21 protein-coding genes are annotated in these 18872 nt (G+C 66.8%); 8 read left to right on the top strand and 13 right to left on the bottom strand.

Going from position 1 to position 18872, the window contains the following annotated elements; genetic code table 11:
* Nucleotides 1–37: 37 nt before the first annotated feature.
* The 7 genes from WEG36_07575 to WEG36_07545 are packed head-to-tail and all read right to left on the bottom strand — an operon-like array spanning nucleotide 38 to nucleotide 5602.
* Nucleotides 38–475 carry a CBS domain-containing protein gene (locus WEG36_07575; GenBank protein MEX1257461.1) on the bottom strand — a complete coding sequence of 146 codons (438 nt, stop codon included), beginning with the start codon at nucleotides 473–475 and terminating at the stop codon, nucleotides 38–40.
* Between the two features lie 51 nt (nucleotides 476–526).
* Entirely contained in the window at nucleotides 527–1069 is a 543-nt protein-coding gene (locus WEG36_07570) for a cold shock domain-containing protein (GenBank protein ID MEX1257460.1), read from the bottom strand.
* A gap of 13 nt (nucleotides 1070–1082) precedes the next feature.
* Nucleotides 1083–2828 carry a DNA polymerase/3'-5' exonuclease PolX gene (gene polX / locus WEG36_07565; protein ID MEX1257459.1) on the bottom strand — a complete coding sequence of 582 codons (1746 nt, stop codon included), beginning with the start codon at nucleotides 2826–2828 and terminating at the stop codon, nucleotides 1083–1085.
* Nucleotides 2829–2878: 50 nt separating this feature from the next.
* Nucleotides 2879–3433, bottom strand: a complete 555-nt coding sequence (locus tag WEG36_07560) for a CBS domain-containing protein (GenBank protein ID MEX1257458.1) — start codon at nucleotides 3431–3433, stop codon at nucleotides 2879–2881.
* Between the two features lie 32 nt (nucleotides 3434–3465).
* On the bottom strand, nucleotides 3466–3774 hold the full coding sequence (locus WEG36_07555; GenBank protein ID MEX1257457.1) for a hypothetical protein: 309 nt from the start codon (nucleotides 3772–3774) through the stop codon (nucleotides 3466–3468).
* A complete protein-coding gene (gene groL / locus WEG36_07550; protein ID MEX1257456.1) occupies nucleotides 3774–5393 on the bottom strand; it encodes a chaperonin GroEL in 1620 nt (539 codons plus the stop codon). Before groL ends, WEG36_07555 begins: the two co-directional genes overlap by 1 nt.
* A gap of 5 nt (nucleotides 5394–5398) precedes the next feature.
* On the bottom strand, nucleotides 5399–5602 hold the full coding sequence (locus WEG36_07545; protein ID MEX1257455.1) for a dodecin family protein: 204 nt from the start codon (nucleotides 5600–5602) through the stop codon (nucleotides 5399–5401).
* A gap of 433 nt (nucleotides 5603–6035) precedes the next feature.
* Between WEG36_07545 and WEG36_07540 the strand changes: the two genes are divergently transcribed.
* Together WEG36_07540 and WEG36_07535 are read left to right on the top strand one after the other, a co-directional pair.
* Nucleotides 6036–7532, top strand: a complete 1497-nt coding sequence (locus tag WEG36_07540) for an RtcB family protein (GenBank protein ID MEX1257454.1) — start codon at nucleotides 6036–6038, stop codon at nucleotides 7530–7532.
* A 25-nt stretch (nucleotides 7533–7557) separates the two neighbouring features.
* The gene (locus tag WEG36_07535) at nucleotides 7558–7992 is read left to right on the top strand and encodes an archease (GenBank protein ID MEX1257453.1); all 435 of its coding nucleotides are present in this window, start codon (nucleotides 7558–7560) and stop codon (nucleotides 7990–7992) included.
* Here the strand turns inward: WEG36_07535 and WEG36_07530 are convergent.
* The gene (locus tag WEG36_07530; GenBank protein MEX1257452.1) at nucleotides 7976–8176 is read right to left on the bottom strand and encodes a hypothetical protein; all 201 of its coding nucleotides are present in this window, start codon (nucleotides 8174–8176) and stop codon (nucleotides 7976–7978) included. The genes WEG36_07535 and WEG36_07530 overlap by 17 nt on opposite strands.
* Nucleotides 8177–8984: 808 nt before the next feature.
* On the bottom strand, nucleotides 8985–10112 hold the full coding sequence (locus WEG36_07525; protein MEX1257451.1) for a phosphopantetheine-binding protein: 1128 nt from the start codon (nucleotides 10110–10112) through the stop codon (nucleotides 8985–8987).
* A 235-nt stretch (nucleotides 10113–10347) separates the two neighbouring features.
* Between WEG36_07525 and udp the strand changes: the two genes are divergently transcribed.
* On the top strand, nucleotides 10348–11127 hold the full coding sequence (gene udp, locus WEG36_07520; GenBank protein MEX1257450.1) for a uridine phosphorylase: 780 nt from the start codon (nucleotides 10348–10350) through the stop codon (nucleotides 11125–11127).
* A gap of 108 nt (nucleotides 11128–11235) precedes the next feature.
* Here the strand turns inward: udp and WEG36_07515 are convergent, their stop codons facing one another.
* Nucleotides 11236–11487: a hypothetical protein gene (locus WEG36_07515; protein ID MEX1257449.1), complete on the bottom strand. Its 252-nt coding sequence runs from the start codon at nucleotides 11485–11487 to the stop codon at nucleotides 11236–11238.
* 779 nt (nucleotides 11488–12266) lie between these two features.
* Between WEG36_07515 and WEG36_07510 the strand changes: the two genes are divergently transcribed.
* The gene (locus tag WEG36_07510) at nucleotides 12267–13376 is read left to right on the top strand and encodes a CapA family protein (GenBank protein MEX1257448.1); all 1110 of its coding nucleotides are present in this window, start codon (nucleotides 12267–12269) and stop codon (nucleotides 13374–13376) included.
* Between the two features lie 15 nt (nucleotides 13377–13391).
* Here the strand turns inward: WEG36_07510 and WEG36_07505 are convergent, their stop codons facing one another.
* Nucleotides 13392–14405 carry a hypothetical protein gene (locus WEG36_07505; GenBank protein ID MEX1257447.1) on the bottom strand — a complete coding sequence of 338 codons (1014 nt, stop codon included), beginning with the start codon at nucleotides 14403–14405 and terminating at the stop codon, nucleotides 13392–13394.
* Between the two features lie 159 nt (nucleotides 14406–14564).
* On the opposite strand from WEG36_07505, the gene WEG36_07500 reads away from it, so the two are divergent.
* Nucleotides 14565–15188: a hypothetical protein gene (locus WEG36_07500; protein MEX1257446.1), complete on the top strand. Its 624-nt coding sequence runs from the start codon at nucleotides 14565–14567 to the stop codon at nucleotides 15186–15188.
* Here WEG36_07500 and WEG36_07495 read toward each other — a convergent pair.
* Together WEG36_07495 and WEG36_07490 are read right to left on the bottom strand one after the other, a co-directional pair.
* Nucleotides 15185–15889, bottom strand: a complete 705-nt coding sequence (locus WEG36_07495) for a phosphoribosyltransferase (protein ID MEX1257445.1) — start codon at nucleotides 15887–15889, stop codon at nucleotides 15185–15187. The two genes, WEG36_07500 and WEG36_07495, sit on opposite strands and share 4 nt — an antisense overlap.
* 13 nt (nucleotides 15890–15902) lie before the next feature.
* Nucleotides 15903–16886, bottom strand: a complete 984-nt coding sequence (locus tag WEG36_07490) for a ribose-phosphate pyrophosphokinase (GenBank protein ID MEX1257444.1) — start codon at nucleotides 16884–16886, stop codon at nucleotides 15903–15905.
* A gap of 152 nt (nucleotides 16887–17038) precedes the next feature.
* Here WEG36_07490 and WEG36_07485 point away from each other — a divergent pair, with 152 nt between their 5' ends.
* The 3 genes from WEG36_07485 to WEG36_07475 all read left to right on the top strand — a co-directional run bounded on the left by WEG36_07485 (nucleotide 17039) and on the right by WEG36_07475 (nucleotide 18563).
* Nucleotides 17039–17164 (top strand): hypothetical protein, encoded by a 126-nt coding sequence (locus tag WEG36_07485; protein MEX1257443.1) that lies wholly within the window; start codon nucleotides 17039–17041, stop codon nucleotides 17162–17164.
* Between the two features lie 232 nt (nucleotides 17165–17396).
* Entirely contained in the window at nucleotides 17397–17861 is a 465-nt protein-coding gene (locus tag WEG36_07480) for an Hsp20/alpha crystallin family protein (GenBank protein ID MEX1257442.1), read from the top strand.
* Nucleotides 17862–17909: 48 nt separating this feature from the next.
* Nucleotides 17910–18563 carry a BON domain-containing protein gene (locus WEG36_07475; GenBank protein ID MEX1257441.1) on the top strand — a complete coding sequence of 218 codons (654 nt, stop codon included), beginning with the start codon at nucleotides 17910–17912 and terminating at the stop codon, nucleotides 18561–18563.
* The last annotated feature ends 309 nt before the right edge of the window (nucleotides 18564–18872 follow it).

Raw genomic sequence — 18872 nt, 5'->3', positions numbered from 1 at the left:
TGCGGCCGTGGCATTCGATCCGGACGAGGTCCGGCTCTCAGGTTCGGGGCGTGAGAACGGGCGCCTCTCGAGCCAGGATGCCCGCGATACGCGAGACCTCGTCGCCCAGAAGCTCGAGGATATCGTCCACCGACACGAGGCCGGCGAGCGTTCCCCCCTTTCCGGTCACCACCATGCGTCGCGTTCCCGCCCCCTCCATGGTCCCGAGCACCTGCTCGATTGGCGTGGATTCGTCCACGGATCGCACGGGAGCCGTCATGATCTCGCCCACGCTTGCGTCCTCCGGCGAGAGGTTCCGGGCCACGCAGCGAATCACGATGTCCCGGTCCGTGAGGATCCCGCGGGGCTTCGAATCCGCATCCACGACCACGAGAGTCCCTACGTTGTGCTCGACCATCCTGCGCGCGGCCTCCGCCACCTTCTCCTCGCCACCCGCCGTGGCCACCACGCGGGTGCAAATTCTTCCAACGGACATTTCTCCTCCTTTGCTCTGCGGTGTCGCTCTGGGGCTCGCGGACGCGAATCCCTATGGAATCACGGCCGACGCCTGCGGGCCCTCGTCGCCCGACCCCTCCGAGAACTGAACCTCCTGCCCCACCTGGAGCTCACCGAAGCCCCGTCCCGTGACCGCGTTCTCGTGGAAGTATACCTCGCGCCCGTCCGGCGTCTCGAGGAAGCCGTACCCGTCGGATGGAAACAGCCGAGCCACCCTTCCCATCGGATGCGCTTCCTCACGCGGCTTCCGACTGTCCCTACGCTTCTCGGCGCCATGCAGGAGTCGCGCGCGCGCGGTCGCGAAAGCGTCGGCGATCGCGACCATGGGCTCCTCGGGACCGGAGAGCGGGGGTGGCCGGTTCACCAGGATCTCCGTCCCGGGAAGCCTCAGGTCGATCCTCACGTGGTAGGTGTTCCCGCTGCGATGCCGGCGGTGGGGAAGCTCGACCATGACTCGGCAGCTCGTGATCCTTCGACCCGTTTCTTCGAGCATCGCGATCCCGTCCACGATGGCGGCCTCGATCTCGGGGGTCCGAGGTACGTCCCTGAGCGCGATTTCCGGTGTCACTTGCATTTCGAGCTCCAGTTCAAGGTGGTCCCTGCTTGAGCGCCGCCAGCATGTCGTCTACCGGGAGCGTGTTGATCACGTGCTCGGGCTGGACCCACCCTCGGCGGGCCACTCCGACACCGTACGACTCGATATGACGCAGCTCGTCCGTCGTATGGGCATCCGAGTCGATCGCGATCCGGGCACCCGCCTCGACCGCGCGGCGGGCCAGGGAATCGGACAGGTCCAGACGTTCGGGCTGCGCGTCGATCTCGAGCACGGTACCCGTGCGGATGCAGGCTTCGATCACCGCCTCGAAGTCCGCGGCAACCGCGCGCCGCCTCCCGAGGGATCGCGCCATGGGGTGGAATAGGATGTCCACGTGGGGGTTTGCGATGGCCCGGACGATCCGCCGTGTCACCACCGAGCGGGGCTGGTCGAAATGCGAGTGGATGGCCGCTCCGACGAAGTCCAGCTCGGCGAGGACGTCGTCGTCCACATCGAGGGTTCCATCGGCACGAATGTTCACTTCCGCCCCCGCGAGCACCCGGATCCCCTCCAGCTCGCGGTCCACCTTCCGAATCTCTTTCGCCTGTGCTCGGAGGCCGTCTTCGTCGAGCCCGCCGGTCATGGTGAGGTCACGGGTGTGATCCGTGATCGCGATGTATTCACGTCCGAGCTCCCGAGCCGCGCGGGCCATGCGGCCAATGGAAGCCGAGCCGTCGGTCCAATCCGTGTGGACTTGGAGATCGCCTCGTATGTCGTCTGCTCGCAGGATGGCCGGCAACGCGTTCTTACTGGCCAGCTCCACCTCGCCGGTGTCCTCGCGCATCTCGGGAGGAACCCACGTGAGCCCCAGCCCGACGTAGATTTCCTCTTCGGTCCTGCCGGCGATGCGGCGGGCGCCCCGGAACAGCCCGTATTCGTTGAGCTTTAGCCCCTGGCTCCGGGCGATCCTCCGGAGGGCGACGTTGTGGGCCTTGCTTCCCGTGAAGTACATAAGTGCGGCCCCGAAGCTCTCGGGATCCACGACGCGCAGGTCGGCGTCCACTCCGTTCGACAGACGCACCAGCGTCTTGGCCGGCCCGTGGGCGAGGACGGACTGCACCTCGGGCAGGGACCGGAAGGCGGCGGATGCTCCTTCCCCCGCCTCGGCGGCCACGACCACGTCCAGGTCTCCAACGGTCTCGCGGTGTCGGCGGATCGAGCCCGCGACCGCGACCTCGACGACGCCCGTCACACCCCTCAGGGCTCCCTCGATGCGGCGCGCGACACCCAGCGCCTCGCCCAGTGGCCGGCGGCCGGCGGCTTCCTGGTAGAACTGGATGGCCTCGGCGATTCTCTGCTCGCTGCGCTCGCCGAAGTGGGGCAACGTGCGGATGCGCCCTTCGCTAGCGGCGTGCTGGAGATCCTCGACGGTGCGAACGTTCAGAGCCTTCCAGAACGCTCGCGCCCTCTTCGGGCCCACGCCTTCGATGGCCGTGAGGGCGAGGATATCGACCGGCGTCCTCTTGCGGAGCGCGTCGAGGTCGGCCATCCGCCCCTTCTCGAGCATCCCGGCCACGCGATCGGCGATGCCCTTTCCGATGCCGGGCAAGGCGCGCAGAGCCCTGGCGCCGCCCTCCTCGTAGAGATCCCAAAGCGGACGGTCCAGGGCCGCCACGGCGTATGCGGCCCTCCGGTAGGCGGCCGGCTTGAAGGGCACCTCCTCCATCTCGAGGAAGAGGGCCATCTCACGCAGGGCCCGCTCGACGTCCTCGTTGTTGGCTCGCCTTCGGATCATCATGACCTCTGAGGAGGCCGGAGGCGGCTCTTTCGCACCGACCCCGGTTAGGCTCAGCTCTCGGCAACGGCATCCAGGATGTCGGTGGCGGTGACGATCCCCACGAGCTTCCCGGTGCGAACGACGAGAGCTCGGCGGACGTTCTTGTCCCGAAGGAGGCGGGCCGCTGCGGCGAGGGTGGCGTCCGGGCCGATCATGACCGGGTCGCGTGTCATGATGTCCTCGACCGAGTATCCGTCGAATGCGTCGCCCGGGATCTCCCGGATCCGATCCCGCATGTCCACGAACCCTCCACCGGGGGTCACGTAGTAGGCGAAGAACTCCCCCTCGAGGGGCGAATCCAAGAAGGCGACCTCGGGATGCGGACCGCCGACGCCGAGTCCCCAACGCGCCGCCTCCGGGATCGTTCCGAGGTCCCGCGCCAGACGGACGACGTCCCGGGAGGTGACGACCCCCACGAGCACTTCTTGCTCATCCACGACGGGCACGCCTGTGATCCCCGAGGATTCGAGCCTCCGAATGAGATCGGAAACCGGGGCGTTCGGCGGGATCGTGATCACGTCCTTCTGCAGGATGTCCCGTACGGTGGTGTCCTGTGCAACGGTCATGTGAACCTCCGATATCGAGTCGAGTTTGGCGATCATTGATAGATGACGAGCAGGGGGGCCGGGCGGAGGCCGAGCACCTCGATCGGGCTCATGAGAGGAACGTCCTGCTCGTAGAACAGCTTGAAGCCCGTGAACTGAACCGGTTGCTCGGCCACGAAACGTTGGTACGCGTCCGGATTGCCGAGCGTGGGGATGGCGCCCGATACGGCGAGCCCACAGGCCCCGAGCACAAGAGACAAGAACGCCCACAGAGCGAGGCCCGTGAGCGCTCGCTCGCATCGAGAAGTGACCTGCACCCCCGCTGTGGTAGCCCGACTCCGAGCTCTCACCGGGGCCGTCATCAGTAGGTCTCGGCCGCCGGCGACCGCGCCGGCTCCGGCTCACGCACCTCGGTCATCGTGGCCTCGGCCAATAGCAGCACGCCGGCCACCGACACGGCGTTCTCGAGGGCGACTCGGACGACCTTCGTGGGATCGATGATCCCGGCCTCCATCAGGTCGACGTATTCGCCCCGGGCGGCATCGAAGCCCCAGTTGCCCGCTCCATTCCGCATCCGGTCCGCGACGACTCCCCCGTCCACCGCCGAGTTCTCGGCGATCTGGCGGACCGGCACCTCGAGTGCCCGCCTGAGGATGAGGATGCCAGTTCGCTCGTCTCCTTCCGCCGCCGCCGCCTCCGCCTCCACTGAGGGGATCGCCCTGAGGAGCGCCAGGCCGCCGCCGGGAACGATCCCCTCCTCGACGGCCGCCTTTGTGGAGTTGATCGCGTCCTCGAACGCTTCCTTTCGGCTCTTCATCTCGGATTCGGAAGGGGCCCCGACCCGGATGACCGCGACGCCTCCAGAAAGCTTCGCGAGCCGTTCCTGGAGCTTCTCCCTGTCGTAGTCCGACGTCGTGTCCTCGATCCGGCGCCGGAGCTCCTTCACGCGACCCTCGATCTCGCCCGCTACACCGCCGCCGCCGATGATCGTCGTGGTGTCCCGGTCCACGACAATCCGCGCCGCGGAGCCGAGATCCCCAATACTCAGGTTTTCGATCTTGAGCCCGATGTCCTCGCTCACGAGGCGTCCGCCTGTGAGGACCGCGATGTCCTGGAGCATCTCCTTCCTGCGATCCCCGAACCCCGGGGCCTTCACCGCGAGTGAGGGAAGGACTCCGCGGATCTTGTTCAGGACGAGTGTGGCGAGCGCTTCTCCTTCCACGTCCTCCGCGACGATGAGGAGCGGACGTGCCTCCCGGGCCACCTGCTCGAGGAGCGGCATGAGATCCTTCATCACGGCGATCTTTTTCTCGCAGAGGAGGATCAGAGGCTCCTCGAGGACCGCCTCCATCTTCTCGGGATCCGTGACGAAGTACGGGGAGAGATAACCCCGGTCGAACTGCATCCCGTCCACCAGGTCCAGGACGGTCTCCGTCCCCTTCGCCTCTTCGACCGTGATGACGCCCTCCGCGCCAACCTTCTCCACGGCGTCCGCGACCATCCCGCCCACGAAGGTGTCCCCGTGGGCCGAGATCGACGCCACCTGGGCCTTCTCGTCCCGACCGGCAACGGGGCGCGAAAGGTGTGCGAGGGCCTCGACGGCACGCCGGAGCCCCCTCTCCAGGCCCCGCCTAACGTCGACGGCTGCCGCTCCAGCGGTGACGTTCCGCACTCCCTCTGCGAAGATCGCGTGCGCGATGAGGGTGGACGTGGTCGTACCGTCTCCCACGACATCGCCCGTGCGCTCGGCAGCCTCCTTCAGGAGCTGAGCCCCCAGGTTCTCGACCGGATCTTCGAGGTCCAACTCCTTCACGATCGTGACCCCGTCGTCGCAGACAAGAGGCCTTCCCCACTTCCGCTCGATCAGGACGGAGCGAGCCCTGGGTCCGAGCGTCCCGCGCACGGCGTCCGCCAGCGTCGCGGTTCCCTTGAGCACCTTCTCACGCGCTTCCGAGCGGAAGAGCATCTCCTTGTGCGGCATGCGGGTCAGTCCTCGAGGATGAAGGTCACCTTCATCGTCACGCGGTATTCGCTGATTCCGGAGCCATTCCACGCCACCTTCTGCTCCTTCACCCACGCCCCCTGGATCCCCTTGAGCGACTTGCTCGCCCGGGAGAGCCCCTGGTGAATCGCATCCTCGAAGCTCTTCGGGGAGTTCGCGGTGATCTCGGTGACTTTGGCGACAGACATGATCCCCCCTGTTCTCTGTCGGTCTTACTCGTGCGCCCGGTCTTTCCGGGGAGCCTGACCGGGATAGGAATGCACGCGGCGTGCCTGTCGGCCCGCATGGTCGGGGATCGGCCCGGGGCGCGCCCTGGGAGGGCCCGTCGGGTAGGCGGGTTCGGATCGGCCGGTGGGACGCTACGTCCCGATGCACGAGCGGGCGCGGGACAGTTCGGCTCAAGGCTCCGGCCGGCGCGTCCATTCGGCGCTCCTGGGACTGGGGCACGGATGTTGCGCTTTCCGATCGAGTGCCCGAATGGTGAAGAGTCATGGACTCTTGGCCAGGACCGGCCGGAACTCGAGGAAACTCCATGCTCACGCTACGCGAACCAATGACCCCGAAAGTCGTCACTCTCCACCCCGACTTGTCCCTCCGGAGCGCCATCGAGGAAAGGTGGTCGTGACGCCGAAGGCCGAGCCTCGCTCGATCGTTCTCGGCGAGATCGAGCTGCGCCAAGTCGATCCCTGGCGCTGGGTGATCCCTCGCCAGGGGAAGATGCGGGTCGAGGGACTCATCTTCGCCGACGACGCCCTCATGGCGGCCCTGGCGGCCCCGGGCGAAGGGGGGGCGGAGGCCGTCCGACAGGTCGCGGACGTGGCCTGTCTCCCCGGTATCGTAGGTCGCTCGATCGGCATGCCCGACATCCACTGGGGATACGGGTTCGCGATTGGCGGGGTGGCGGCCTTCGATCCAGACGCGGGTGGGATCATCTCGCCCGGTGGAGTCGGTTACGACATCAACTGCGGGGTCCGGCTCCTTCGGACCGACCTGAAGGAGGAGGAGGTCCGGCCCCATCTCGCGGACCTCATGAACCAGATCATGAGGGATGTGCCTGCGGGAGTCGGCTCTCACTATAAACGCTTCAGCCTGACGGTGGCCGAGGTCCAAGAGGTCCTCGTGGAAGGCGCGGCCTGGGCCGTGCGCCACGGATACGGATTGGAGGAGGATCTGGAGCGCACGGAAGCCGGGGGAATCCTGCCCGGGGCGGACCCGAGCCAGGTGAGCCCCCGTGCCATCGAGCGGGGCATGGCTCAACTCGGAACCGTCGGGTCGGGAAACCACTTCATCGAGGTGGGCTACGTGGACGAGGTCCACGACGCCGACGCCGCCCGGCGGTTGGGACTCGAGCACCGCACCGTGTGCGTCTTCATCCACTCCGGTTCGCGGGGGCTCGGATACCAGGTCTGCGACGATTACCTGGATGTGATGCTCGAGGCGGCTGCCCGCTACGGAATCGACCTTCCGGATCGTCAGCTCGCGTGCGCTCCGCTCGACTCGCCCGAAGCCAAGCGTTACATGGGGGCGATGAACGCCGCAGCGAACTACGCGTTCGCGAACCGCCAAATGATGGCGTTCCGGGTTCGGGAGGCATTCGAGCGGGTTCTGGGACGCCCCTGGGAGCAGATGGGGATGACCCAGATCTATGACGTGGGACACAACAACGCCAAGTGGGAGACGCACGAGGTGGGTGGGGCCCTGCGCAGGCTCTGCGTGCATCGGAAGGGCGCCACGCGAGCCTTCCCTCCGGGTCACCCGGAGCTCATTCCCCTCTACCGCGAGCTCGGTCAGCCCGTCCTCATCCCGGGAGACATGGGACGCTATTCTTACGTGCTCCTGGGAACCCAGGCCGCCTACCAGGAGACGTTCGGCTCGACGTGCCACGGAGCGGGAAGGCGGATGAGCCGTACGGCGGCGAAGAAGATGGTGGCCGGGCGAAGCCTTCGGAAGGAGTTCCGTGAGATGGGAATCGAGGTTCGGGCCTCCTCTTTCGCCACGATCGCCGAAGAGGTGCCGGAGGCGTACAAGGACGTGGCCGAGGTCGTGGACGTGGTGGCCGGAGCCGGCATCGGTCGCAAAGTGGTCCGCCTTCATCCCATGGGGGTTCTCAAGGGATAGAGGGCCGTCCTCCCTGCCTGGCACCATGACCGACGATTCCGAAGCAAGGGTCCGGGCCCTCGACCACACGGCCGACATCGGCCTCGAGATAGAAGGCCCTTCCTTGGAGTCGGTCATCGCGGGAGCAGCCGTGGCGATGACCCGCCTCATGCTGGGCGACGTTCGTCCCCCGGCGCACGAGCTGCGCACGTTTGAGGTCGCGGGCGCGGAGCCGTCTCTCCTCCTCAGAAACGTCCTGAGGGAGTTGCTCTTCCTCCATGCTGCCGAGGGCTTCGCGCTGGCGCGCTGCCACGTGGTGCTCCTGGGCCAGAGGCCGGATCTGCGGGCCCGGTGCCGGGCCCGGGGCGGGACGCCGAGCGGCCCTCCGGACACGGAGATCAAAGGGGTGACGCTCCACGGACTCGTGGCCGAGCTCCGGGACGCGGGCGTCTGGTACGCCCGAGTCATCTTCGATGTGTGAGCGCCGGATCGAAGCCGAAGCAGGAAGGCAGGACGACGAGGTTCACGATGTCCACGGAGTCGAGGTCGGCCTCGTCCCGGAGGTCGGCGCCGGAGTCGAGCCGATCGAAGTCCACGACTGGCGCGATCTGGTGGAAGGCGGCCTTCACGGCGACCCACACACGCGACTCGGTCGAACCGCTCACAACTCCTCCGGGCGCTGGAGAAACTCGGCCACGCTCTCGAGGGAGAGCCGCCCGCGAACCGCCGTCTCGACTCGACTTCCGCGGCGTCCAGGACTTCTTCCTCGGCCGCGGTCCAAGCCAGACTCGTGCGCCACCACGGTGCCACGTCCCGGGGCGCGCGGTCCGCGGAGGCGCGAGTACGGATGCACAAGCGCTCGGGTGGAAGCACCGTCGTGAGGTCGACGTGGACCGGCTCCCCGGAGGGAGGACGGGGCGCAAGGAAACGCACCGCGTCGAGCGCGCACGGCGAGCCGTCGGTGGCGAGTGGCACGACCTCTGCACCGTCGGTCAGCGCGCTGGATGCGGCAGTCGAAGCCGTCGAGCGTGACTTGGGGCGCAAGGTGGGAGGCTAACGCCGCCCCTCGGGGGTCGGGGCCGCGTCCGTAAAGGACCAGGCCCGGCCGAGACGACATGTCCCGATCGGTCGTCCCAAGATGGGCCACACTGTCCGCCTGATGCCATCACTTTCGGCCCTGCCGCTCGCCTCTCGGGGCCGGTGGGAAACTGTCGAGGGGACGAGCAGGGCCGCGCCTACACCGCCTGCGACGGCGAAGGGACGGGCTGTGACGTGCCTCTGACGAGGGCCATTCTGTGCCGCGAGCGGACTCCCTGTCTCCCTGGCGCGGCGTCGCGCCCAACAAGCTAATTTCCATCTCATTCTGCTAATCCTGTGTCCGCGCCACTTGCGGGGGCGGTGTCCGGACGCGGAAGAACGGGTTTGTTACCGGGTTCCCGGCAGAGGTAAATTGCAGTCCTCTTCTGACACGAATCAGCCCGATCTCGAGGGGAAAGGCGGGCCGCCGTGACAGCGACAAACGACCTCACCAGATCGGCTCGAACGCAGGGCGACGCCCGGACCGAGGAGCTGCCGGGCCGCGCCGACGAGCGCCCGGAACCAACCGACCGGACGAAAGAACGGACCGAAGGTGGCCGCCCGAGCACGCTGTACGGATCGAATCCGAGAGTGCGGTTCGTTCGGCCCACGTCCACGGAACGCGGGAACCCTCGTGCGGGCGATGTGGAGCGGCTCCGGCACGAGATCGAGAAGCTGCGTGGGGAGCTTCGGGCTGCGCAGCTCCACGTCGAGCAGAGCGACAGCCGGTACTCCGAGCTCTACGCCGTCGCGGCCGTTGGCTATCTCAAGCTGGATCGTTCGGGCAGGATCCGAGAGGCCAACGGCGCCGCCGCCGCTCTCTTCGCAATCAAGCGGCGGCGGCTCGTGGGGAAGCCCATCGCTTCCTTCCTTCGGATGGGTGACGCGGACGTCGTCCGCCGTCACCTCGAGGACGTCTTCTCCAGCGGCGTCCGGCACACATGCGATGTTCTTATCCAGATCCGCGCCCGCCAGGAGGATGCCCATGAACGCACGCAGGAAGTCGCCGCCGGTGGGAAGCATCAGGGCCACGGCCTCCCCCCGCTGGATCCCTCGGCTCCGGATTCCCGAGGCCAGGGCGGCAGCACCCTGCCCGAGCTCTCCATAGGTGAGGATCGTGAACGAGCCGTCGTCCTGCCGGAGATAGGCATGGGGGCGCATCGTTTCTGCGTCAGCCCATTTCACGAGGGCCCCGTGAAGGGTGTCGGCCCCCTCGGCCCGCTGGATGCCGGGGCCCGGAACAGGGGCCACCACATCCGGAGGGGCGACCGGAGCGGCGGCGTGGGCATCCCCTACGGCCCGGGCCAGCCCCGCTGGGGTGTCCAGGGAGAGCGTGTCGTCCGGGAGCTCGACCCCGAAGGCCGCCTCGAGGCGGACCCGGAGCTCCACCTGCTCCAGGCTGTCTAGGCCCACGTCGCGAACGAGGGAGGCCTCGGGCGTCACGGCCTGAAAGGCCCGGGGTCCACCACACTCCAGGGCGAGTGTACGCACGACCTCGAGAACTCGCGGGAGATACGGGTCCATCTGCAACGGGGGGTCTCCGGTTCACTCGGCCGAGGGTTGCCCGTCCCGCTCGTTCAGGGCAGACATTGCAGGATCAGTCCGCGCGGGTTCCGGCGGGGCTTCCCTGAGCGATGGGGAGCGAGACTGAGCGACGCTGCGCTTGCACACTTCCACGTGGAATTCCTCGCGGCCGCGGGGTAATGTGGCCACTGCAGCTCTACGAGAAACAGTGCGCCTCCTGCAGCAGGGGAAATCGTTGAAGCACGTCTATCACCTCGATCTGGACGATGATGCGATCGCGCAAGCCCGTCACGCCCTGCTGCCGGGTGACCCCGGACGTGTCCCGACGATCGCCAGAGCCTTCGACGACGGGGCTCGAGAGTTGGCCTGGAAGCGGGAATATCGAAGCTTCCGCGGAAGGATGGAGGGTCGGCAGGTTCTGGTTACCTCGACGGGCATCGGCGGCCCCTCCGCTTCCATCGCGGTCGACGAGCTCGCCCAGCTCGGAGTCGACACGTTCCTTCGGGTCGGAACAACCGGGGCCATACGGCAAGGTGTTGCCGTCGGAGACATCGTCATCACGACCGGTGCCGTTCGGATGGATGGAGCCTCCACGCACTACGCTCCGATCGAGTACCCCGCCGTGGCTCACCACGAAGTCGTTGGAGCGCTGGTGGAGGCGGCCCAAGCGGAAGGAATCCCGCATCACGTCGGCGTTACGGCATCCAGTGACACTTTTTATCCCGGGCAGGAACGGCATGACTCCTACGCGGGACACGTGCTGAGGCGCTTCCGGGGTCAGACCGACGAGCTTGCCAAGCTAAACGTACTGAACTACGAGATGGAATCGGCCACCATTCTGACGATGTGCGCAGCATTTGGGTTGCGAGGGGGGTGTGTAACGGGTGTCGTGGCCAGGCGGGCCCACGAGGAACACATAATGCCTGACGATCTCGCCATCGGAGAGCGCAATGTCATTCGCGTCGCGGTAGCTGCCATGCGGCGTCTCATACGCAGCCAGGTGTTCGACCACTGACAACCGCAGGATACTTGTCCCGATCAAGGCTCCGCCGAGGGCACCCGGGCGTGAGTCCCGCGACCCGCATGCAAACCGCAAGGATCCTCTCAGCCGTCGTCTGCTGACTCACGCATGGTCCAGGATTCCCAGGTGGTCCACGATTCCCGTCGTTCCGGACTTGCGCGCGCAGTGGGCGCAGCAGTAGATGGCCGGCCCTGCCTCGACGCCGTGCCCCACGACTCGCACCCCACAGCGCGCGCACAGCGGCGCCAGCTTCTGGATCGCGCACTCAAAGGAGTCGAATACGTGAACCCCGTGCACAGTGGTCACCTCGAAGGAGCGGTGGTAATCGTTTCCGCACGTTTCACAGACGGCCATCTCTTGCTCCCATGTGATTGTCGAATTCGGGCCTTGCTGCTCGCACCCCTTGGACCTTGCAACCGACATGCCACAGCCTAGTCTCATCCTGATGGCTTCGCCGTGCCGTGGTAGTGGGAGAAGACGGCAGGGTGGATCGTCCGTACTCGAGGACTGGCCCGAATCCCGCCGGCCGGTGCGGCAGGCGACCTTCGCCCAAAGGACCTGAAAACGATGCGGGTCGGCTCCATTCAATAAGATAGGGGGCCTCGGGAAGGTTACACGCGCCTTCCTGAGACCCCCTCCCGCTGGCGAAAAGCGGACCCATTTCGTTTCGGCATCCGCCTCGTGCGACGGACCGGGTCTGCTTCCTTGCCCTCGTCGCGTTTCCGCGATCCAGGTGTCCCCTCGGCCGTGGGACTCGGTCGTGTCCAGCGACCTCACGACCGGTGCGCCGAGCACCGAACTCCCGACGCACGGACCCTCCGGAATTGCTCCCTTCGGGCCTTCGACGAGGAAGAACGAATGTCCTCCCCGCTCGCCCTGAAGAATTTGCAACGACCGTGCCACGCCCGTTGTTCGAGACGGCGCCCGGGATCCGAGCGGTCTTCGGAGTGGCTCCCGAAGCGGGCGACCGGACGAGACGACCCAATTCGGTGTCCCAATGCGGGCCAATATGTCCGTTCGAAGTGGAGCGGATCCGTGCCCGACGGAGTCCCGCGAGACGCGACCCGCACGACGCGCCGAACGTGTTCCGCGGTGTTCACGTCTGGCACAGTGGTTGCGCTCGTGCGCCACTCATGACCGATACCCACCGACTCAAGCTCTTCTTTGGCGGCGACGTGATGACCGGGCGGGGGGTGGACCAGATCCTCCCACATCCCTCTGCCCCGCGACTCCACGAGCCGTTCGTGATTTCGGCCCTCGACTACGTGCAGATGGCGGAACGGAAGAACGGACCCGTTTCCGCGCCGGTCGACCACTCGTACGTCTGGGGAGATGCGCTGGAGATCCTCGAGCAGATGGGTCCGGCCGCGCGGATCGTGAACCTGGAGACCAGCATCACCACGAGCGAGCAACCGCTCCCCAAGGGGATCAACTACCGCATGCATCCGGACAACGTGCCGGTTCTCCGTGCGGCGGGGGTCGACTGCTGCTCAATGGCCAACAACCACGTGCTCGACTGGGGCGAGGCCGGGCTCGTGGAGACGCTGGATACCCTGGAGGCGGCGAAGATCCACGCGTGCGGGGCGGGACGGGACCTTGAATCCGCGCGAGCGCCCGCAGTTCTGAACCTCGAGCCCGAGAGGAGGATCCTCGTCTTCTCGTTCTGCACGGACGACTGCGGCGTCCCTCCGGAGTGGAGTGCCGGGGCCGGCAGACCGGGCGTGAATCTGCTTTCCGAGCTGTCCCGAAGGACCGTTGACGCGATCGCTCGCCGGGTGGAGGCCTCGAAGCGTCCAGGGGACCTCGCCATCGCGACCATTCATTGGGGGTCCAACTGGGGCTACGACATCGACGTTCATCACCGAAGCTTCGCCCACCACCTGATCGATCATGCTTCGATCAACGCGGTCCACGGACACTCCTCGCACCATCCGAAGGCGATCGAGATCCATCACGACCGGCCCATCTTTTACGGATGTGGAGAGCTCGTGAACGACTACGAGGGAATCCGCGATCATGCCGAGTTTCGCGGCGACCTCGTGCTCATGTACTTCCCGACGTTCGACACCAGCGCCGGAGCACTCGTCGGGGTGGAGATGGTCCCCCTCCAGATCCGTCGCTTTCAATTGAAGCGCGCGTCCGCCGTGGATCGGGCCTGGATTCGAGAGACGATGAGCCGTGAGTGCCGGCGGTTCGGCCACGAAGTCGTGGAGCGCGACGACCGCTTCGCGCTCGGCTGGTGAGCTCGCCGGCATCCGTCATTGGTCCGGGAGGTACTTGCGGGCGAACCGAAGGTACTCGAGCGCTCGGGCCGGCCAGCGAGACGGATCCCGCACGTCGCCGTCCCGCAGGTGGCGGATCGCGATTCTCGCCCTGAGGAAGGCTCGGAAGCTCCCGTAAAACCGTAGGAGCTCCGCGGGAGGATCGTCTTCGGCGACCCGTGCGTAGGTCTGAAGGAATCGCCGGCCCACGGAAGCCTGTCCCAGCCGGTCGCACTCCACGGTGAGGAACGAGAGCTCGTCCGCCGGGTCGAGGAAGCGGAGCTCGCGATCGAACTCGAGGCAGTCGATGATCGACGGGTCCGCCTCCAGGTAGATGTGCTCCGGGCGAAGATCCCCGTGGGCCTCGACGATGCGTCCGTCGGCGACCCGACGGTCCAGGATCGCCGCGCGGTCTTGGAGGAAGCCCTCCTGCGCTCCCGCCAGCTCTTGGAGGAGGGACTTCGGCATGTCGAAGGACGGATCCCCGAGCTCGCGCAGGTTCTCCACAATCTCGGCTTGGAAGCGGTCCCGATACCGATCGGGAGACAGGAGCACCGGCGCGGCGTCCCGGTAGAACCCGGCCATCTTCAAGGCGGCGGCGGCGATGCATCGGTCGGGGACCGGTCCCGCGGCGATCACGCGATCGAGGGAGAGCTCCGCCGGGAGGCGGCGCATGTGCACGAGCCAGTCCACGACGCGACCCCTATCCCCCAGGACCAGCCCCCCGTCCTGACCCAAGGTCAGGGGCACTACCCCCAGGTAGACCGTCGGGGCCAGCCGCCGGTTCAGCCGAAGCTCTTCCTCACAGCTCCAGCGGCGCGCCTCGACCGTGCCGTAGTCCAAGAAGTCGTACCGGACCGGCTTCTTCAGCTTGTAGGCGAACTCCCCGGCCAGGAAGACCCAGGCCATGTGCGTTTCCACCGAGGCCACGGTCGAAGGTTGCGGAAGGTAGCTGTCCGGCCGAAGCAGGAAGGCGACCTTGGCGGAGAGGTCCTGGCTCGATTCTTCCATGGGATCCGGGTGTTCCGAGGTCGTATGGAGAGGGACGTTGCAGGAGGACTCGAAATGGCGACAGGGGAGCGAAAGCGAATGGGGAGGACGGTTTTGGGTCGTCCCCATCCGGAAACGAGGAGGGACATACAGATCCCATTGGATGCCGGGCCACGCGTCATGCATGGAGACCTCGATGTTCCTGTCGGGGCAACAGGCGTGGTCGCCTTCGCGCACGGAAGTGGGAGCAGCCGGAAGAGCCCCCGGAACCGACGCGTCGCAGAGCAGCTTCGCGAGGGGGACCTCGGAACCCTCCTCATCGACCTCCTCACCGAAGAAGAAGAGGCGGTCGATCTCAGGACGGGCCATCTCCGCTTCGACATCGGCCTGCTCTCGGATCGTATGGTGCGAGTCGTCGATTGGCTCGCGGGAGACGATGACACGGCCGGGCTCCCGATCGGCCTGTTCGGGGCCAGCACGGGAGCCGCCGCGGCGCTGGTGGCGGCGGCCCGACGGCCCCATGAAGTTCATGCGATCGTGTCGCGCGGCGGCCGGCCCGACCTGGCGGTGCTGGTCCTCCGTGACGTCCGGGCCGCGACCCTTCTCATCGTGGGCGGAAGGGACACCGAGGTCATCGAGTTGAACCGCCAGGCCGTCGCTCCGATCCCTGGCAAGAAGCGCCTCGTCATCGTGGCGGGAGCCACCCACCTGTTCGAGGAACCCGGGGCGCTCGATGAGGTCGCGCGTCTCGCCTGCGAGTGGTTCGTGGAGCACCTCGTCGCACGGACGGGGCCCCCCGTCTAAGGACGCTCGACTCCAGAGCTTTCCTCCCGCGCCTCGGTCGCTTCGGCTTCCGCGATCTCCGCCGCCCAGAGATCCAGGATGTCGCGTACCTGGACATCATCGACCTGTGGAAACGACTGGTACCAGACGCTGATCGCGTATAATGGCTCCGGAGAGGCGAGGCACACGACTTCGTCCGCCTCGCGCTCCAGACGGGTGACCGTGTCCTGGGGAGCAACGGGTACCGCCACGACGATGGATACCGGCTCCGATAGCCGTAACGCACGGATGGCCGCCAGCATGGACGAACCGGTCGCAACGCCGTCATCCGCGAGAATGACCGTTCGGCCTCTGACGTCGATCGGAGGTCGCTCGCCGCGGTACGCCCGGTCCCGCCGCTCGAGCTCACGGGTCTCCCGGCGGACGACGGCGTCCAGATCGGCCTCGGAAACCGGGGCCTCCAGCGCCACCTCCGCGTTCATTACCCTCACGCCGCCCGAAGCGATGGCTCCCACGGCGAGCTCCGGCTGTCTGGGGTGACCGAGCTTGCGGACGATGAGGACGTCCAGGGGAGCCCGAAGGGCCCGTGCGATCTCGAGCCCGACGGGGACGCCTCCCCTCGGCAGCGCCAGGACCACGGGCTCCCGCAAGTCCGTTCTTCGGGCGAAGAGGTGTCCGAGCCTCCGTCCCGCTTCCCGCCGATCCCAGAACAGGTGGTTCATGGTTGACTCTCCATCAGCTCTCGAGAAGCTCCACGATCGATCCCCCCTCGTGTATTCTCCGGATCGCTTCCGCGAACATCGCTGCCGAGTCGAGGATGTCCACCTTCCGGCGCACGAGATCCGGATCGAGCCGAAACGGCGGAACGGTGTCTGCTATCACCAACCGGGCGATGCTCGGATCGGCCACGACCTCCGCCGCACCTTCGAGGAACAGGCCGTGAGTAGCCGCCACCCACACCTCTCGGGCACCGGCTGCCAGGCATGCGCGGGCCGCTCGCCCGATAGTGGTTCCGGTCCCGATCAGATCGTCCACGAGAAGGGTGGTCCGTCCCTCCACGGGGCCCACGAGCACGTCTCCGGTGACCACGCCCTCACTCCTCCGCTTGTCCATGAAGGCACGCGACACGGGTTGCCCGAGACGGCGAGCGAGAGCTTCGCCGAAGCGCTCCGCTCGCTTGACCCCGCCCACGTCCGGCGACACGACGGCGATGTCCTTTCCACGGAAGTGCCCCTCGAGGTGACCGAGAATGAGCGCGCTGGCCTCCAGGTGCTCGGTCCTGACGCGAAAGGCGTTCTGAAAGGCCGCCACGTTATGCACGTCCATCGTGATCACGCGGTCCGCTCCGACGGCGTCGAACAGGGAGGCCACGTACCGCGTCGTGACCGGGTCCCGGGGCTTCGTCTTCGCGTCCTTTCGTGCGTAGCACAGGTAGGGAACGACTGCCGTCACACGGCCGGCCGCGGCGTCGCGGAGCGCACCTAGGAAGAAAAGGAGCCGGCAGAGCTTGTCGTTCACGCTCCGGCCCGGCTCTCCGTAGAGCGAGTACACGACGAACACGTCGCGACCGCGGACGTTCTCGAGGGGACGCCCCTTGTGCTCGCCGTCCTCGAAGTCCCGCATTTCGTGCTCGCTAAGGGGAATGCCCAGGGCACGGCCCATCCGTTCTCCGAACGCCCCGCTCTCTCCGAGGGCGAAGAGTCGGATCTCGCTTTGCATGAGGCCATTCCGGAATGAGGTTCGTTCGTGCTGAAGCGGCAACGGGCGCGTCGCCCTCAACGCAACGACAGTGCCAGAGCGGCGTCCCGCCCGGTCGCCCCGGACACCACATCCGGCGAGCTTCCGACCTTGAGCCTGGGACGAGATGGCCCGTGAGGCGGCCCCGGTTGGGGGTCAAAGTGTCCGCCGTAGCGATAAGCGGTTACGTGGAGTATCCGGACGACCTCGCGCTCACACAACTTCCGGCGCTCGCGATCGCCCTTCCAAGCGGGCTCTGAACCGGACGACGCTCGCGCACGGGTCGGCTCGTCTCACTCCCGGGACGCATTGTCCCTGCCACGAATGGCGATCCCACGTCGCCGCCCCCACCGAAGCGGTCTCTTGCAGCAGCTCTATGGGCGTCCCTCACTCGCCGTGGCCTGGCACGTCTCTCGCACTGATCCATACCGCGACCGCGGGCTGTCGCCCCAGCGGCGCGGGACACTCACCTAGTTACTGCGGAGGTATCCAATGCAACTCCTACCCACCCTTCGGCGTCGCGACAGCGGCTTTCTTCCCACCTGGCCCGACTTCGATCTCCTGGAGGACCAGATGCACCGTCTGGCTCGGAACCTCCCCTGGGCAGCCTCGGCTGGCGAGGGCTCAATCTGGGCTCCTCGCGTCGACTTTGCGGAGCAGAACGGCGAGTACGTCCTCACCGCCGAGCTTCCCGGGATCGAGCCCAAGGACGTGGACATCGAGATGGACGGAAACATCCTCTCGGTCAGGGGCGAGAGGAAGGTAGAGACCGAGCGCGGCGATCAGCGTGTCCGAATCGCGGAGCGCCAGTACGGCGCGTTCGAGCGCAGCTTCACGCTGCCGTCGCCCGCCGACCCCGAGAAGATCAAGGCGGACTTTCACCAGGGAGTCCTGAAGGTCCGGATCCAGAAGCGTCCCGAGGCGAAAGGACGGAAGATTCCGGTGCAGGCCACCTGAAGCGCGTCGCGGTCACCGACGATCACCCCTCACACAGGACGAAGAGCAATGAAGAGCGACAGCGAGCTTAAACGCGATGTGGAGAATGAGCTGAAGTGGGAACCGAGCGTCAACGAGGCCCACATCGGCGTTGGCGTCAAGGACGGCGTCGTGACCCTCAGCGGCCACGTCCCTTCCTACGCGGAGAAGTACGCGGCTGAGAAGGCGGCCAAGCGCGTCTACAGCGTCAAGGCGGTGGCCGACGAGCTGGACGTCCAGCTGCCCGGCAGCGCCAGGCGGACCGACGAGGACATCGCTCATGCCTGCGTCAGCGCCCTCGAGGCCAACTACTCCGTGCCGGACAAAGGCATCAAGGTCCTGGTCGACGACGGATGGGTCACGCTCGACGGCGAGGTCAAGTGGCAGTTCCACAAGGAGGCTGCCATGAACGCGGTCCGCTTTCTGATGGGCGTCAACGGCGTGTCCAACAACATCACGATCATGGCGCGCGTCACACCGAAGGACGTCAAGGACAAGATCGAGGCGGCCTTTCGGCGCAGCGCCGAGATCGACGCCCGCCGGGTCCGCGTGCAGGCGAGCGACGGCAAGGTGATCCTCCACGGAAGCGTTCGGTCGTGGGCGGAGCGGGAAGAAGCGCAACAGGCGGCCTGGGCGGCGCCGGGCGTGTCGGAGATCGAGAACCGGATTACGGTTACGCCATAGTCCGTGGGATCCGCATGCGCGCCACCTGAACCGTGCCGCGAGGCAGCGCCCTCGCACGATATCGTGGAGGGCATAGAAGGAGTGCGACGCGGCGAGCTGTCTCGCATGGGGGACTGGAGCGAAGCCATGACCGTAAGGCGGAGGTGACGTACGGCCTCCTCCGGCGAGTCGGTGAAAAAGAAAACGTCCAGGACCTGCCCGTTGATGGCCCCGGGAGCGACCAGGCGCCCGTGCATGAAGTCGAACAGGGGCGTTCAATGTTCGACCCCCATCAGGATCGCCCTCCGCCGCTCGGGCGGAGCCGAAGAC

This window comes from Gemmatimonadota bacterium (assembly GCA_040882465.1).
GTDB lineage: Bacteria > Gemmatimonadota > Gemmatimonadetes > Longimicrobiales > Gaopeijiaceae > JBBEBG01.
This window is presented reverse-complemented; position numbering and strand designations above follow the sequence as displayed.